Here is a 15,364-nt window from a genome sequence, read left to right as displayed (position 1 = left end):
GTCTTTCTGTTGAAGAAGGGTTAATCGGTTTGTAAGGGTTTCCGGGTGGGCAGAGGCTACCTGAAAACCTATATTCTATCTTTCAGACGGCCTTTTACCGCTATTTTCTGCGCGGCTGAAAGCCGGGAAGCTGCCAGTGGAAGCGGTAGGCGGCCAACCGCAGAAACAGGCCGGCGGCAAACAGCAGATGCAGGGTAAAGGCGTTTATCCAGCCGATCCGCGCGAGGAAATACATTAGCCCGCCGATGAAGATGGCAACGCTGCCGTAGAGGTCGGCACGCAATACGATGGGCACGTCGTTCACCAAAATATCGCGGGCAATGCCGCCGCCCACGGCGGTGACGAAGGCGAGCACGATCACGCCGAACAGGTTTAATTGCAGGCTGATGCCGATTTGTGCACCGGTGATGCTGAAGGCGGCCAGGCCGATGGCGTCTGCAATCAGGAAGGCGGCGGCAAGGTGGGTGCGGCGGTAGCGTTGCACGTGCAGCAGCCAGGCGATAACGAGGGTGGCGAATACCACAATGAGCGCGTCGGTGTGTCGGAATACCTGCGGCACATGCCCTACCAGCGCATCGCGCATCATGCCGCCGCCCACAGCGGTGAGCAAGGCGGTGATGATCACGCCGAGCACGTCGAGCCGCTTGCTGTAGCCGACGAGGTAGCCAGACACGGCGAAGGCGGCGGTGCCAATGATTTGGATGAAGTCGGTGGTGGTCATGGTTTCAGGTAGCCTTGCAGGCAGTGTTAGGTGGTTGAATAGGTTTTCAGACGGCCTTAGAGGCTACCTGAAAAACGGTGGATTGGGTTTTTACATCTGATATTTGGTATAGCTGAAATAGAGTTGTTAGATTCGAATATCGAGCTTTCTACTACTTATATATTTTTTGCTCCACCGTCCACCAAGTTTGCTGGTAGTGGTTTAGAAAATCTGCAGCTTCCCATTTTGTTTCTTCACCATCAATGCCTTCATCTATAACGGTATCTCCTTGCCGCATCAGAAAGTGTGTTGCTCGTGCATGACCTTTACGGATGGAGGCCTCGCAGATAGCCAATACTGGATTATTCAATAATTCAAGCAATGCTTGGGTATGGATGCCTTGGATATTCTTTGCTTTATGCATTGGATGTTCTATTCAATTGGTAGTTTCCGATAATGCCTGTTACCGAGAAACTCAATCTTCCATTGGTCGCGCAATATCTGCAACTGTTGGTAGATTTTATCTTTGATATGTTTGTTTTCGGGAAACTGGGCGGCCAATTCAGTTTCAAACTCATACATTTGCTTCAAAGAAAATTTTTCAGGTAGCCTGTCAGCGCATTTCATTATGGCCAGCAACCAGCCTTTTTTCTCCGTTTTTTGCTGCCTTAAGAACAGGTATTGCCGCCATTGTTTGAACACGGTTTCGGGTGGCATGGCCTGCCCTTGGTTTATCAGCAGAATTTTTCCACTTTCCGGCAGGCTGCCGATATTCATCGAACACATGATGTAATTGGGGGTGGTTCGGAATACCTTGTTTGCGCGGCACAATCATCGCGGGGGTAACAAAATGTTTGGGTATCAGCACCAGTTGTCGTACGGCGTAATCCACTTTCCGATATGACAGACAGAAGAAATTCGGGTTTTGCTCGGATTGTATGCGCTCAATCATGGTTTGATACGCACCGTCTGCCACGCTTCGGCCTGCCGACTGACCGCTTTTACTTTTTAGTTCGAACTGTTCTGCACAATCCTGACAGTAAAAATCGGCAACTGGGCGGTTATTTTCAAATTGTGTAATCGGTTGCCGACCACAATTCGGACAATAAGCATTCTGCCCCAACCAGCTTTCGGTCATCACCCTTACTTGCTGGCTTGCACTTTTGTATTGCCGCATCAATGATTGGTCTAAATAGAGGTTCACTGCAGTGTCCTATTTTCAGACGGCCTTCCAGGTCTTTTAAAGGCTACCTGAAAATCGCCACACAGCAATTCTATCCTCTCTGATTTGGCGATAAATCCCTGCATTTCCTTTTCGGGGAAGTAAGGAGATTTATCGTGGCCGAATGGTACGTTGAATTCGCCTTTACTGTTGTAGCGGCACAAGCCGTTGAAGGCATGGCGGTTTAAGTAGACAAACAATGCCGAGCGCTCGTGCCTGTCCGTGCTAAGATTGAATTGGGCGCGCAGTTCGTAGAAGTGGGCTTCCCGATTATTTTCGGGAAGGAAAAAGGAGCGGGCATAATCGATAAACTGCTGCTTTTCCTGCTTCAATGTTTGAAACAGTCCGATGAGGTCGTGATTGCTGTCATTGAGCAGGTAGCTGTCAAACTCCAAAGCAAGCGACAATGCGGCTGAACCTGCAAACGGCTCAATCAGGCGTTTGCGCGGGCGTTTGGGCAGGCTATGTTCTATAAAGGGAACGAGCTTGGATTTGCCGCCCGCCCATTTTAGAAAGGATTTAGTTTGCATAATATGTTCCCTATTTTTCAGGTAGCTTCAAAACAGAGGCTACCTGAAAACTTCACACCGGCACTTTCGTATGCCAATCGCTCGCCAGTTGTACTTGATGCGCTGCGCCAAGGATTTTGGCTTCAGAGAAATGATTGCCGATAAATTGCACGCCGATGGGCAGTCCGCTGCTGCTGAAACCTGCGGGCAGGGTCAGGGCAGGCAAGCCCGCCAGATTTACGGCGATGGTGTAGATGTCGGAAAGGTACATCTGCACAGGATCGTGGATGTCGCTGCCGAGTTTCGGGGCGGCGGTGGGCGCAGTTGGGGCGAGGATGAAGTCGCATTGTGCGAAGGCCGTCTGAAAATCGTTGGCAACGAGGCGGCGCAGTTTTTGGGCTTTCAGGTAATAGGCGTCGTAGTAGCCGTGCGACAACACATAAGTACCAATCATGATGCGGCGTTTGACTTCGCTGCCGAAGCCTTCGGCGCGGGTGTTGCTGTACATTTCTTCAAGGTCGTTGAATTTTGCAGCACGATGGCCGTAGCGTACGCCGTCGTAGCGGGAAAGGTTGGTGCTGGCTTCGGCGGAAGCGAGGACGTAGTAAGCGGGGATGGACAGGGCGGTTTGCGGCAGGGAAACTTCAATGGTTTCCGCGCCTTGCGCTTTTAAGAGGTCGATGACGCTTTGCAAAGCAGCCTGCACATCGGCATCCTCGCCTTCGCCGAAATATTCTTTAGGCAGGCCGATTTTCATGCCTTTGAGCGGTTTGTCCAAATCGCGGGTGTAGTCTTCTTTGCTGCGTTCCAAGCTGGTGGAATCGCGCTCATCAAAGCTTGCCATCACATTGAGCAAAATCGCGCAGTCTTCGGCGGTTTGCGCCATCGGACCGGCTTGGTCGAAACTGGATGCGTAGGCAACCATGCCAAAGCGGGAAACTGTGCCGTAAGTAGGTTTGATGCCGGTGATGCCGCAGTGTGAAGCAGGCTGGCGGATGGATCCGCCGGTATCTGAACCGAGCGCAACAGGGGCAAGACGCGCTGCAACAACGGCTGCGGAACCACCGGACGAACCGCCTGGAACGTGTTCGGGATTCCACGGATTTTTGGTCGCGCCGTAGAACGAGGTTTCATTGGTCGAGCCCATGGCAAACTCGTCCATATTGGTACGGCCGAGCGTTACCATACCTTCATCAAGCAGGTTTTGTACGACGGTGGCAGTGTAGGGGGAGACAAAGTTGTCCAACATTTTGGAGCTGCACGCACTGCGCCAGCCTGTTTGGCAGAAAATATCTTTGTAGGCGATGGGTACGCCAGTGAGCGCGGTGGCGTTACCCTGCGCGATACGCGCATCGGCGGCACGGGCTTCGGCGAGGGTTTTGTCTTGGTCGAGGGTGATGTAGCCGTTGATTGCCGGGTTCTGCGCGGTAATAGCGGCAAGATATTCGGTTGCCAGTTCGACGGCGGAGATTTGTTTGGATTGTAGCAATTGGCTGGCTTGTTTGAGGGTGTATTGGGTCATGAGGGTCTTTCGGTTGAAAATAAGTGAAATTTTAAAGGGTTAATAGTGCAGGCTGCTTTTTGAGGCTGTCTAAAAATATCAGCCTATCAATTTTTGGTAAGTATCCAGTTGGTTGAGCTGCGTGGCGGAACGGTAAAGCAGCGATTGTTCGTCATTTTCATCATAATCATCAATATAAAATGCAAACAGCAATATGCCGTTTTCAGCACGGTTGCCGAACAGGCCTTCTTGGTCGCATTGTTGTAGTGCGGCTATTAGGGCAGTTTCGTATTCGGCACGTTTTTGCTGATAGGTATCGTCATCATCTAGATTTTCTATGCTGCGGTATGCAACTTGGTAGAGCTCGCTTTGGTTTTCCAGCCAGTTATCTGAAGCATTCTGGATTTCGGTTTGGCCTTCATAAAGTGTACATCTGCCATCCCAAATCGCCTGCAGGATGGTGCAGTTTTTGTATTTTTTCCTGTGCTTGGCAACAAAGGCTGCTAAATCCTGATAGGTAATCGCGGCGTTGCCTGCGGCAAAAAAGTCGTCCACCAAATAGAAATAATACGCGGCAACTTCCTTGCCTGCCTGTTCAACCTGCTGCTTGATACGGTTGAAACATTGGCGGATGTGGCTAACGGCGGCGGTGTGCAGGTGTTGTTGCTCGGTGGACATGGGGTTCCTTTAGTTTTCAGGTAGCCTTTGCTGTTTTGAGGCTACCTGAAAATTTTGCGGGCAGGTTTATTTGGCTGCGCTAATGTGGCCGCACACGGCTTGTATCATTTTGGCGGTGTGCTGGTCTTCGCCGCCCACGGCGTTGAGTTCATTGATAGTTTCTTCGCTCAGTTCGGCAGGCTTGGCATAGGGGTGGGTATCTTTTAAGCCGTTTAGGCTGCCGTTGGAGTTAAACAGGGCCAGTGCGCTCATCACGGATTGGTGTTTGCCGCTGCCGCAGAATACCCAGTCGGATACCAGCATATAGGGCTCAGCGCCAGTGCGTTGCGAGCGGTGGCGGGATACGACGGAATACCAGCCGCCGCCGAGGGCTTGGATGGTGTCGGGATAAAGATAGGCAGTGTAGGCGCCGTCGCCGTCGCTTTGGTAGCTGTAGAGGAGCACGTCTTCGCCGAGCTTGGTTTGCGCTATGGCGGCAGCTTTAGGGTTGGCTTCACGTTCGGCCGGGCTGGCTCCGGCGTGGGCAGTGGCGGCGAGAATGCCCAAGAGGGCGGTGAGGAAGAGTTTTCTCATGATGTTTGCTCCGTGGGGGGGGTGCTTCAGGTAGCTTGAGGCCTTTGCTAGAGTTGCCGAATTAAGAATGCAGTTTAGGGCATTTCACTAAGCACCTTCTTTATCTCACTGTGGCGTTAGTTCACCTTGTCGTACTAACGTTGTACTGTCTGTGACTCGTTGCTTTGTAAAGGAAAAGAATTTGTTTGGCTGTCGCAACACAGCGAGCGCAGACATGCCATTAGGTGGGTGAGCGATCTGGCACAACGTTCCAAATATGCTGCTGGTGGTAGTTTTGTAAAGGACTCAGCCTGAGAAAAAACTACCTGAAAATTTATTCCTCAATTACTTGCGGCACGATATACAGGCGGTTGCGCACTTCGGGGGCAACGGCTTGGTATTCGGCAGTGTGGTCGGCTTCGGTGATTTGGTCGGCACGCAGGCGCAGGGCGAGTTCGTGCGGGTGGGTCATCGGTTCGATGCCGTCAGTGTTCACGCTCTGCATTTGCTCTACCATGGCGAAGATACCATTTAGCTCGTCGAGAGTGGTGGCTTTCTCAGCTTCGGTCAGGCTCAAACGCGAGAGGCGGGCGATTTTTTCAACGTCGGAAAGTGTAAGCGACATAAAAATTCCTTAAATTATGTTTAGCAAACAGCTCAATCTCAGGTATGATTGCATATTTCAATTGAGACTAGCTTGCAAAGCTTAAATTATAGCCTAAAAGCCTGCTTCTCGGCACGGCACAAGAATTAGGGCTGCCCGAAGCAGCACCGGTTTCTCCGCAGGTTAGGTTTCTTTAAAAAATATTCATCAGTATTTAAACGCTAGGATTTAAGGCATGTTCCGCTTTCTCACCAGATATTTCTCTAATGATTTGGCCATCGATTTAGGTACGGCCAACACCCTGATTTACATCAAAGGCCGCGGTATTGTTTTGGACGAGCCTTCGGTGGTGGCTCTCCCCAACGACATGAGCAACAATAAGAACGCCACGGTGGCGGTGGGTGCGGAAGCCAAGCGTATGCTGGGGCGTACGCCAGGCGGCATTCAGGCGGTGCGCCCGATGAAGGATGGGGTGATTGCCGACTTTAATGTTACCGAGAAAATGCTCAAGCACTTTATCCGCAAGGTGAACAACAGTCGCTTTGCTGCCGCTCCGCGCATCGTGATTTGCGTGCCCTGCGGCTCAACCCAGGTGGAACGCAAGGCGATTCACGATTCGGCGCAACAGGCTGGTGCGGCCTCTGTAAATCTGATTGAAGAGCCGATGGCAGCAGCCATCGGTGCAGGTTTGCCGATTGAAGAACCGACTGGCTCCATGGTAGTGGACATCGGTGGTGGTACGACCGAAGTTGGCATCATCTCTTTGTCTGGTGTGGTGTATTCCCATTCTGTGCGTGTGGCAGGTGATGCGTTTGATGAAGCCATTATCAATTATGTACGCCGCAATTACGGCATGCTGATTGGTGAAGCCACCGCTGAAGAAATCAAAAAAACCATTGGCACGGCCTTCCCGGGCAATGCCGTGCGCGAAATCGAAGCCAAAGGACGCAATCTGGCCGAAGGTATCCCACGTGCTTTCACTATCAGTTCCAATGAGGTGCTGGAAGCCTTGGCTGAGCCGTTAAACCAAATCGTGCAGGCTGTGAAAAACGCATTGGAGCAGACTCCGCCGGAATTGGGCGCAGATATTGCTGACCGTGGCCTAGTGCTCACCGGTGGCGGTGCACTGCTCAACGGTTTGGATCGTTTGCTGGCCGAGGAAACTGGCTTGCCGGTGAGCATTGCCGAGGACCCGCTTACCTGTGTGGTGCGTGGCTCCGGCAAGGCGCTGGATTTAATCGGCAAGATGAACTCTGTGTTTGTGCCCAATCCTTGATTTATCCTGGTAGCATCCCATGTGCTGCAGAATCGGCGCGGGATGCCACTTAAGTTTGTTTTGTGTCAGACCTGCCTGCACGGTGTCTTCAGTTTCCAGGTAACCTGCCTGTTATTCTCCCTTATGTCGCAAGAAATCAATTTTGTCAGCCCGATTATCAGTTCTACCAGCAAGCTGGTGTTGCTGGGGATTGTCTCAATGGCATTGATGGTACTGGACAACCGTTATGCGGCATTGCGGCAGGCTAAATCTTATGTAGCGACTGGGCTTTATCCCTTGCAGTGGGTGGCACGCCAGCCGGCAGAATGGGTGAGTGGCGGCATGGCATTTATGCGCGACAAACAGCAACTACTCGCCGAAAACACACGCCTGAAAGAAGAAAATGCCCGTCTGAATATGCAGTTGCAGCTGCAAGCGCCGACGGTGCGCGAATTGAGTGAGCTGAAAACACTGAACCGTTTGCAGCCGCTGCTTGCGCCCAAGGCAGTGCTGGCGGAAATCGTATCTAATGGCCGTATCCCGCGAGCCGATCGTCTGTTGATTACTAAAGGCAGTAACAGCGGGATTCAGGTAGGTGATCCGGTGAGTGACGAAAAAGGCTTAATTGGCCAGGTAACCGCTGTACAGCCGGCCACAGCGGAAGTGGCGCTGATTAACAACCGCCAGTCGGTGATTCCGGCGATGGTGGCTGAAACCGGCGTACGCACACTGGTGTACGGGCGCGGTGAAACGCTGGATTTGCGTTATTTTCCAGTGTCGGCCGAATTGAAAGAGGGCGATTTGCTGGTTACTTCTGGCATTGACAGTATCTACCCAGCCGGCATTCCGATTGCCAAAGTGGCACATGCTGACCGAAATTCCGGTACGCCGTATTACCGTACTGTGCTGACGCCGTCAGCCAGTCTGAGCAGCAGCAGCTATGTGTTGGTGATTCCGCAGAAGCCGCAAGTGTTTGCAAGGCTACCTGAAGCCGCTTCCGAGCCGCTAACCGAACAAGATACGCAGGAATAAGCATGTCTCCGATCTCCCCGCTTAAAAAATCCACACCCAAATGCTGGGTGGCATTCAGCTTTTTGCTGGCGTTGCTCTTCGATTTCGTCCCAGTGCCCCCGCCCTGGGTGTTTCCTTTGCCTGATTTCACATTGATAATGCTGGCTTATTGGCTGCTGCACCGGCCACGGCTTATCGGCATCGGTGTGGCGTTCTGCCTTGGCTTGCTAGTGGATATCGGCACCAATTCACTACTGGGGCAGCACGGCTTGGCTTATAGTGTGGCCGCATTTTTGATTGAACGCAACCGGCGGCAGGTTGTGCTCAATTCCTTCGGCTGGCAGGCCGTAGCAGTGGCGGGTGCAGTGTTGGTTAGCCAGCTGGTGGTTTTCCTGGTCAGCCTATTTCAGCAGCAGCCGTTTCCTTTGTGGCGGTTGTGGCTGCCTTCGCTCCTCACCGGCCTGTTGTGGCCGCAGTTGAACAACATGATGCTCGCCATCGACCACTACCGCCGTTCCCGTAAATGAAGTCGCGCCGCCATTACACGCCCGCTAAAGCGCCGTCCCGCAGCCGGCAGAAGGATTATCTGCTGCGCTTGATGGTGGCATTTGCTATAATTTTAATATTCTTCAGCGTGCTGGTATGGCAGTTTGTGCGACTTCAGGTGGCCAGGTACGATGAATTTGTGGACAAGGCCGTTGCCAACCGTATCTCCCTTATCCCTACCCCGCCGATTCGCGGTGAAATCACCGATGTGAACGGCGTGGTACTGGCTCACAATTATCCAGCCTATTCACTGGAAGTCATCCCCAACGAATTGGAGATGAAAGTTGAGGATTTGATACCGGTTTTGCGCCCGTATGTGGAAATCAGCGAGGCCGATGTGAAGCGCTTCCAGCGTTTCCGTGCCGAATCCCGCTCCTACGAACGCATCCCTCTGAAATTGAAACTGAGCACCGAAGAAGCCGCTCGGTTGGCAGCGGTGCTGTTCCGCTTCAAAGGTGTGGAAGTGAATGCACGCACTTTTCGCGAATATCCCTACGGTGGGCTCACTACTCACATCATCGGCTACATCGGCCGCATCAGCGACAAAGACCGTGACCAGTTGGAAAGCGAAGACCGCTACGAGCTTTATCGCGGCACCACCCACATCGGCAAAATGGGTTTGGAGAACTATTACGAGCAGCAGCTGCATGGCGTGCCCGGTTATCAGGAAGTGGAAAAAGATGCGCAGGGCAATATAGTGCGTACCTTGAAAACTGCACCAGCCGCGAGCGGGCAGACCCTGCGCCTGTCGCTCGACATCCGCATGCAGCAGAAAGCTAGTGAACTGTTGGGCAACCGGCGCGGCGCAGTGGTGGCTATTGATCCGCAAACAGGCGGTGTGCTGGTTTTGGTATCGAAGCCGACTTACGATGCCAACCTGTTCATTGACGGCATCGACAGCGATACGTGGAAAAGCCTGAACGACGATTGGCAACGTCCGCTCATCAACCGCGTTACCCAAGGTCTGTATCCGCCCGGCTCCACCTTTAAGCCGTTTATGGGCATGGCTGCGTTGCAAAGCGGGCAGATTACGCCCAATACTGTGCTGCCTGCGCCCGGCGCATGGAGCATTCCCGGCAGCCGCCACCAGTTCCGTGATTCGGTGCGCAGCGGGCACGGTTCGGCCAATCTGGGTAAGGCCATCCAAGTATCATCCGACACCTTTTTCTACCGCTTAGGCTACGAAATGGGCATAGAAAAAGCTTATCCCTATTTGGCGCACTTCGGCTTTGGCCAGCCAACCGGCATTGATTTGCCTAATGAATACAAAGGAATATTGCCTAGCCCCGAATGGAAGGCGCGCCGTTTTGCCAATTCGCGCAATGAATCTGCCCGCCAGTGGCGCGCCGCTGATATGGTTACTATCAGCATCGGGCAGGGCTATAACGCTTACACGCCGCTACAGATGGCGCACGCCACTGCCATACTGGCCAACAACGGCGTGAGGTATCGCCCGCACTTGGTACGCGAGCTCACCGACCACCAAAAGCAAACTCGCATTTTAGTCGGTACCCAGTCCAGTGCCACCCTACCGTTCAAGCCGGAATATTTCGCTTTTGTGAAGCAAAGCATGGAGCGCGTGTTGCGCCCGGGCGGCACGGCTTGGCGCATGGGCGTGGGGCTGAAATACAGCATGGGAGGCAAAACCGGCACAGCGCAGGTGGTGCAGATTCGGCAGGGCGCATCGTATAACGCGGCCGCGCTGGCCGAACGCCACCGTGACCATGCCTGGTTTATTGCCTTTGCGCCGGCACAGAATCCAAAAATCGCCATCGCTGTGCTGCTAGAAAACGGTGGCTGGGGTGCGAATGCCGCGCCGGTGGCGCGCCAGTTGGCCGATTTTTACCTGATGCAACTACAGGGCGAAAACGGTAAAAACCTGCCGCTGCCCAAGCTTGCTGTACCGAGAGATAGTGCGATGAGGCAGGTAGAGTATCCGCTGATTAACGTCCAAGCGGTGCGCACCCTGTCTGCCTATCGGGCGGTTTCAGGCAGCTTGCCGGCTGCCGCATCCGAGGTCCGATAATATGCAGCACCCGTCTAAACACGCTATCCGCCGCTACTGGCGGAAAATTTGGGATCCGATGGATATGTGGCTGTTTTACAGCATGCTGGCCATCTATGTGATGAGCCTATTTTTGCTGTATTCGGCCGACGGCCAGAACATCGGCCAGCTGGAAAACAAAACCCTGCACACGATAGTGGGCTTTGTACTGCTGTGGTGCATTGCCCGTACTCAGCCGCAGGTGCTGAGCAACTTTGCCATCGTGCTGTATGGGGTGAGCCTGCTGATGTTGGTGGGGGTGCACTTTTTCGGTGTGATTGTGAATGGTTCGCAACGATGGCTGAATTTGGGCATCATCCGTTTGCAACCCTCAGAGTTGATGAAAATTGCGCTGCCAATGACGGTGGCGTGGTATCTGCAGAAACACGAAACGGAGCTGGGCTGGCAGCATTATTTGGCTGCATTGGTGTTGATAGTTGTGCCGGGCTTCTTGATTTTGAAGCAGCCTGATTTGGGTACGGCTGTGTTGATTATGGCGTCCGGGCTGTTTGTGATATTTTTTGCGGGGCTGCCATGGCGGGTGATTGCGGTGGCTGTGGTCGGTTTTTTTGCTTCGCTGCCTCTGTTGTGGCAATACGGTATGCATGATTACCAGCGCACCCGCGTGCTGACCCTGCTCGATCCGACTAAAGACCCACTCGGCGCGGGCTACCATATTTTGCAGTCAATGACTGCTATCGGCTCCGGCGGCGTGTGGGGTAAGGGCTGGCTCAATGGCACACAGACGCATCTTGACTATATCCCGGAGTCCACCACGGATTTCATCTTCGCTGTGTATGGTGAAGAGTTCGGTCTTATTGGCAATCTCCTGCTGCTATCGGTGTATGCCATCATGTTGGGGCGTGGTCTCTATATTGCTGCCAAAGCCCCTACGCTCTATAGCCGCACCTTGGCCGGTGCACTCACTATGACGCTGTTTTGTTATGTGTTTGTGAATATGGGCATGGTGAGCGGTATCCTGCCGGTAGTGGGTGTGCCGCTGCCATTGGTGAGTTACGGTGGCACGGCCACGCTTTCTATCATGATCATTGTTGCTATGTTGATGGGCATCAGTAATCAGCAGAGCAAGATGTAGGGCGGTGGAGGCTACCTGAAATTTCAGGTAGCCTTTGTTGCGGATTGTATGTTTGCTGGCAGAAATATGATATATGTGTTGAATCTGCAATACATTTGACATAGTGTGGTGTCTGGTAATGGCAAAGGTTGCATTGCCTGTATAGAATAGTGGCAGTTCTCCGGCCAATGCTGAGGGGTATTCTTTTTGGTTACTCAGATCAGAAATGGGTATTTTAAGCTTTATTGCGGCGAGTATTTTCAGGTAGTATTAGCCACGGAAAGAGCATAATGAAGAAAATGGTTTTGTTGGTTATAGACACCCAGCAGGCATTGCTGGATATGGGAGCTTATCGCGGGGTGGAAATGTTGGATGCCATCAGCCGAATGTTGCTTGCTGCCCGTACGCATGGGCGCGAAGTCATCTATGTGCGGCATAACGAGGCGGATTCGCCCTTTGCGCCAAACTCGCCCGGTTGGCAGATTGCTGCCGCTGTTGCGCCGCAGGCCGGTGAGAAAGTAGTGGATAAATGGTATAGCAGCGCTTTTCGCGGTACGGATTTGCTGGATTACCTGCGTGGCAACGGAGTTGAGCGCTTAGTGGTGGTTGGTATGATGACTGAATACTGTGTGGAAACTACTGTGCGGGCTGCCAGCGATTTGGGCTTTGAAGTGATTTTGCCAGAAGGTGCCAACAGTACACTGGATAATGGCCGCTGGTCGGCTAAAGAGCTGTATGAGCATCATAATTTCGATATTATGCGTGGGCGCTTCGCAGCCATGCCGAGCGTAGATGAAGCCGTGGCGCTGTTATCTGACTGATTTGATGTTTTGAGAGAAATGATGATTACTCATATCCTGTATTTGTTCACTGGCCTGATTGCTCTAAATAATCCATTGATTGCACTTGGATATTTTGTTGATAAAACGGTGGATTTTACTTTGAAGGAGCAGCGTAAAACCGCGCGCCTGGTAGCGATTAGCGCCTTTGTCTGTATGGTGGTGGCCGGGGTAATTGGTACGCCGTTGTTGAAAGCTCTAGGCATCGGCATTCCGGCCTTCCAAATTGCTGGTGGCATTTTAGTATTTGTGATTGCCATGAACATGATGGGAGGCGAGGATAATCCGGTGAAACCTAATTTAAATAAGGAGCATTTAAGCCTGCCGCCGGAGAAACAATTTACCTTTGCCGTGGTGCCGATGGCTACGCCGATTATCGTTGGTCCGGGCGGATTTTCTATCATTATCATTTATAGCAGTCATGTGGAAACGTGGGTGGGTGCACTACAACTTCTGGCCGCCTGTTTTATGGTGGGGGTAACCTGTTATTTGATTTTGGCCTGTTCGGCCAGACTGAGCAAAATACTTGGCAGTGTTGGCATCAAGATCATCAACCGCGTGTCTGGCCTGCTGCTGGCAGCAATTGCGGTGGAGATTGTATTGGCTGGTTTGCGAGGCTTATTCCCGGCTTTGAAAATAACGGGTTAAGTTTGAGTGAGTATAAAAAGGAAGTGATGAAGGGCGGGGGCGTACCCGCCCTTTTGTTTGTATCTCAACTTTCACTTTGCCATTTTGCATCAATATTTTTTAGTGATTACATGATATGTTGTATCTATAATGATGAATATTCGCTTCTTATCAACTAATTTAGAGTACAATACCTAGAGCTACGCTCTTCTTTTCCAACTCTTTATTTGGAGACCGTTATGCCCCAATTGTCCGACGTTCAAATTGCTCAAGCTGCCTCCATCCGGCATATTGACGAAATCGCCGCCAAGCTCGGCTTGAAACCGGAGCAGTTGGAGCATTATGGTAAATATAAAGCCAAAATCCATCCTGTGGATGCATTCAGGCTACCTGAAAAGCAAGGTAAGCTAATTTTGGTGACTGCCATCAGCCCCACACCGGCCGGGGAAGGCAAAACTACAGTAACCATTGGCTTGGCCGACGCGCTCAATCGCATCGGTAAAAATGCTGTCATTGCCCTGCGTGAGCCTTCACTCGGCCCTGTGTTTGGTATCAAAGGCGGTGCGGCTGGTGGCGGCTATGCCCAAGTGCTGCCAATGGAAGATATTAACCTGCACTTTACTGGCGATTTTCACGCTATTGGTGCCGCAAACAACCTTTTGGCTGCTCTTATCGACAATCATATCTACCATGGTAATGCGCTCAATATTGATCCAAAACGGATTCTGTGGCGGCGTGCAGTTGATATGAATGATCGCCATTTGCGTAATATTATCGGGGGATTGGGTAAAACTACCGATGGTGTGATGCGTGATGATGGTTTTGATATAACTGTTGCCTCCGAAGTGATGGCGGTATTCTGTTTAGCCCAAGATGTTGCCGACCTCAAACAGAGGTTGGGTAATATGTTGGTGGCGTATGCCAAAGACGGTAGTCCAGTGTATGCACGCGATTTGAAAGCACAAGGTGCAATGGCGGTGCTGTTAAAAGATGCGATTAAGCCAAATCTTGTTCAAACTATTGGAGGTACGCCTGCTTTTGTGCATGGTGGTCCGTTCGCTAATATTGCCCACGGTTGCAATTCAGTTATCGCCACACGCTTGGCTTGTCATCTGGCCGATTATGCTGTTACCGAAGCTGGGTTTGGTGCGGATTTGGGTGCCGAGAAATTCTGTGACATCAAGTGCCGGTTGTCCGGTTTACGGCCGGATGCTGCAGTGGTAGTGGCTACCGTGCGGGCATTGAAATATAACGGTGGCTTACCAAAAGATGAGTTGTCCGGTGAAAATCTGGCTGCACTGGAAAAAGGGTTACCCAATCTGTTGCGTCATATTGATAATCTGAAAAATGTGTTTGGCTTGCCGGTGGTGGTAGCGCTCAACCGATTCAGTGTTGATACTCAGGCCGAATTGAATTTGGTGGCTGAAGCCTGCCGACAACGTGGTGCGGAAATATCATTTACCGAAGTGTGGAGTAAAGGTGGTGCCGGTGGTGAGGATTTGGCGCGTAAAGTAGCTGCTGTTATCGAACAATCATCTGCACAATTTAGCTTCTCTTATGAAGTAGAGCAAAGTATCCCGGAAAAAATCCGCATGGTTGCCCAGAGAATTTATGGTGCAGATGATGTGGATTTCAGTGCGGAGGCGCTGGCTGATATCGCTAATTTGGAAAAATTGGGGTGGGACAAGTTGCCCGTTTGTATGGCAAAAACGCAATATTCATTCAGTGATAATGCTAAGTTGCTGGGCGCACCACAAGGTTTCCGCATCATTGTGCGTGGGCTGACGTTGTCTGCTGGAGCAGGGTTTGTTGTGGTGCTGTGCGGCAATATGATGAAAATGCCAGGTTTGCCAAAAGTGCCGGCTGCAGAGCGAATTGATGTGGATGATGATGGGGTAATTAGTGGATTGTTCTGAATGGTTTTAGTGTGGAAAGAATTCATAGCCGGACAGTTGCCCGGCTATTTTTTGTGCAAGTATCTTCAGTAGCCAGTGGTCAGTTGTATTTATGCCGGGTAAATTTCATTTCACCTTAGTGATTTAGTTTTTGTTTGTGGATATTTTGTTTTCCGGTATTTGACAAAATATTCTGGTAGGCGTATAGTCCGCATCTTCGCTGTTCCTTACGGCACGGTTTTGTTGTCGGTTTTACGGTTCAGCAGCTCTTTAACAATCAGATTACCGATAAGTGTGGGTGTTTTA

The 15,364-nt window shown here is 51.7% G+C and carries 14 protein-coding genes and 2 pseudogenes; 8 read left to right on the top strand and 8 right to left on the bottom strand.

Annotated features, from left to right (window positions below; translation table 11 throughout):
- Positions 1–100: 100 nt before the first annotated feature.
- From A7P99_RS07135 to gatC, 8 genes and pseudogenes are all read right to left on the bottom strand, one after another.
- The gene (locus A7P99_RS07135; RefSeq protein ID WP_067528545.1) at positions 101–721 is read right to left on the bottom strand and encodes a trimeric intracellular cation channel family protein; all 621 of its coding nucleotides are present in this window, start codon (positions 719–721) and stop codon (positions 101–103) included.
- Between the two features lie 151 nt (positions 722–872).
- A complete protein-coding gene (locus tag A7P99_RS07130; RefSeq protein WP_067448177.1) occupies positions 873–1,124 on the bottom strand; it encodes a hypothetical protein in 252 nt (83 codons plus the stop codon).
- A gap of 8 nt (positions 1,125–1,132) precedes the next feature.
- Positions 1,133–1,904: pseudogene (locus tag A7P99_RS07125) on the bottom strand (DpnI domain-containing protein).
- Positions 1,905–1,945: 41 nt separating this feature from the next.
- A pseudogene (locus A7P99_RS07120) lies at positions 1,946–2,452 on the bottom strand (DNA adenine methylase); the annotation flags it as partial.
- A gap of 52 nt (positions 2,453–2,504) precedes the next feature.
- Positions 2,505–3,953: an Asp-tRNA(Asn)/Glu-tRNA(Gln) amidotransferase subunit GatA gene (gene gatA, locus A7P99_RS07115; RefSeq protein ID WP_067687076.1), complete on the bottom strand. Its 1,449-nt coding sequence runs from the start codon at positions 3,951–3,953 to the stop codon at positions 2,505–2,507.
- 78 nt (positions 3,954–4,031) lie between these two features.
- Positions 4,032–4,610: a DUF4303 domain-containing protein gene (locus tag A7P99_RS07110; RefSeq protein ID WP_067448182.1), complete on the bottom strand. Its 579-nt coding sequence runs from the start codon at positions 4,608–4,610 to the stop codon at positions 4,032–4,034.
- A 66-nt stretch (positions 4,611–4,676) separates the two neighbouring features.
- The gene (locus tag A7P99_RS07105; protein ID WP_067448184.1) at positions 4,677–5,183 is read right to left on the bottom strand and encodes a hypothetical protein; all 507 of its coding nucleotides are present in this window, start codon (positions 5,181–5,183) and stop codon (positions 4,677–4,679) included.
- 313 nt (positions 5,184–5,496) lie between these two features.
- Positions 5,497–5,787, bottom strand: coding sequence for an Asp-tRNA(Asn)/Glu-tRNA(Gln) amidotransferase subunit GatC (gene gatC, locus A7P99_RS07100; RefSeq protein ID WP_067528543.1), 291 nt, complete (start codon positions 5,785–5,787; stop codon positions 5,497–5,499).
- A gap of 214 nt (positions 5,788–6,001) precedes the next feature.
- Here gatC and A7P99_RS07095 point away from each other — a divergent pair, with 214 nt between their 5' ends.
- From A7P99_RS07095 to A7P99_RS07060, 8 genes are all read left to right on the top strand, one after another.
- Entirely contained in the window at positions 6,002–7,042 is a 1,041-nt protein-coding gene (locus tag A7P99_RS07095; RefSeq protein ID WP_067441210.1) for a rod shape-determining protein, read from the top strand.
- 123 nt (positions 7,043–7,165) lie between these two features.
- The gene (gene mreC, locus A7P99_RS07090; RefSeq protein WP_067448188.1) at positions 7,166–8,053 is read left to right on the top strand and encodes a rod shape-determining protein MreC; all 888 of its coding nucleotides are present in this window, start codon (positions 7,166–7,168) and stop codon (positions 8,051–8,053) included.
- Between the two features lie 2 nt (positions 8,054–8,055).
- On the top strand, positions 8,056–8,559 hold the full coding sequence (gene mreD / locus A7P99_RS07085) for a rod shape-determining protein MreD (protein WP_067448190.1): 504 nt from the start codon (positions 8,056–8,058) through the stop codon (positions 8,557–8,559).
- The gene (gene mrdA / locus A7P99_RS07080) at positions 8,556–10,604 is read left to right on the top strand and encodes a penicillin-binding protein 2 (RefSeq protein ID WP_067528541.1); all 2,049 of its coding nucleotides are present in this window, start codon (positions 8,556–8,558) and stop codon (positions 10,602–10,604) included. The genes mreD and mrdA overlap by 4 nt, the downstream gene beginning before the upstream one ends.
- A 1-nt stretch (position 10,605) precedes the next feature.
- Entirely contained in the window at positions 10,606–11,718 is a 1,113-nt protein-coding gene (rodA, locus tag A7P99_RS07075; protein ID WP_067448194.1) for a rod shape-determining protein RodA, read from the top strand.
- Positions 11,719–11,987: 269 nt separating this feature from the next.
- Complete coding sequence (locus A7P99_RS07070; protein ID WP_067441202.1) at positions 11,988–12,518, top strand: cysteine hydrolase family protein; 531 nt, start codon at positions 11,988–11,990, stop codon at positions 12,516–12,518.
- Positions 12,519–12,539: 21 nt separating this feature from the next.
- On the top strand, positions 12,540–13,184 hold the full coding sequence (locus A7P99_RS07065) for a MarC family protein (RefSeq protein ID WP_067448196.1): 645 nt from the start codon (positions 12,540–12,542) through the stop codon (positions 13,182–13,184).
- A 218-nt stretch (positions 13,185–13,402) separates the two neighbouring features.
- Positions 13,403–15,079: a formate--tetrahydrofolate ligase gene (locus A7P99_RS07060; protein WP_067448198.1), complete on the top strand. Its 1,677-nt coding sequence runs from the start codon at positions 13,403–13,405 to the stop codon at positions 15,077–15,079.
- Positions 15,080–15,364 lie beyond the last annotated feature (285 nt).

The organism is Eikenella sp. NML120348, assembly GCF_001648435.1.
Lineage (GTDB): Bacteria > Pseudomonadota > Gammaproteobacteria > Burkholderiales > Neisseriaceae > Eikenella > Eikenella exigua.
Note: the sequence above shows the minus strand (reverse complement) of the source record. Positions and strands in the feature narration are given on the sequence as shown.

Bases quoted from the DNA above. Each gene is read 5' to 3' on its own strand.
- A7P99_RS07060 (WP_067448198.1), top strand. From the start codon at position 13,403: ATGCCCCAATTGTCCGACGTTCAAATTGCTCAAGCTGCCTCCATCCGG.
- A7P99_RS07095 (WP_067441210.1), top strand. From the start codon at position 6,002: ATGTTCCGCTTTCTCACCAGATATTTCTCTAATGATTTGGCCATCGAT.
- A7P99_RS07135 (WP_067528545.1), bottom strand. From the start codon at position 721: ATGACCACCACCGACTTCATCCAAATCATTGGCACCGCCGCCTTCGCC.
- rodA (WP_067448194.1), top strand. From the start codon at position 10,606: ATGCAGCACCCGTCTAAACACGCTATCCGCCGCTACTGGCGGAAAATT.
- gatC (WP_067528543.1), bottom strand. From the start codon at position 5,787: ATGTCGCTTACACTTTCCGACGTTGAAAAAATCGCCCGCCTCTCGCGT.
- mreC (WP_067448188.1), top strand. From the start codon at position 7,166: ATGTCGCAAGAAATCAATTTTGTCAGCCCGATTATCAGTTCTACCAGC.
- mreD (WP_067448190.1), top strand. From the start codon at position 8,056: ATGTCTCCGATCTCCCCGCTTAAAAAATCCACACCCAAATGCTGGGTG.
- A7P99_RS07070 (WP_067441202.1), top strand. From the start codon at position 11,988: ATGAAGAAAATGGTTTTGTTGGTTATAGACACCCAGCAGGCATTGCTG.
- A7P99_RS07105 (WP_067448184.1), bottom strand. From the start codon at position 5,183: ATGAGAAAACTCTTCCTCACCGCCCTCTTGGGCATTCTCGCCGCCACT.
- A7P99_RS07065 (WP_067448196.1), top strand. From the start codon at position 12,540: ATGATTACTCATATCCTGTATTTGTTCACTGGCCTGATTGCTCTAAAT.
- mrdA (WP_067528541.1), top strand. From the start codon at position 8,556: ATGAAGTCGCGCCGCCATTACACGCCCGCTAAAGCGCCGTCCCGCAGC.
- A7P99_RS07110 (WP_067448182.1), bottom strand. From the start codon at position 4,610: ATGTCCACCGAGCAACAACACCTGCACACCGCCGCCGTTAGCCACATC.
- gatA (WP_067687076.1), bottom strand. From the start codon at position 3,953: ATGACCCAATACACCCTCAAACAAGCCAGCCAATTGCTACAATCCAAA.
- A7P99_RS07130 (WP_067448177.1), bottom strand. From the start codon at position 1,124: ATGCATAAAGCAAAGAATATCCAAGGCATCCATACCCAAGCATTGCTT.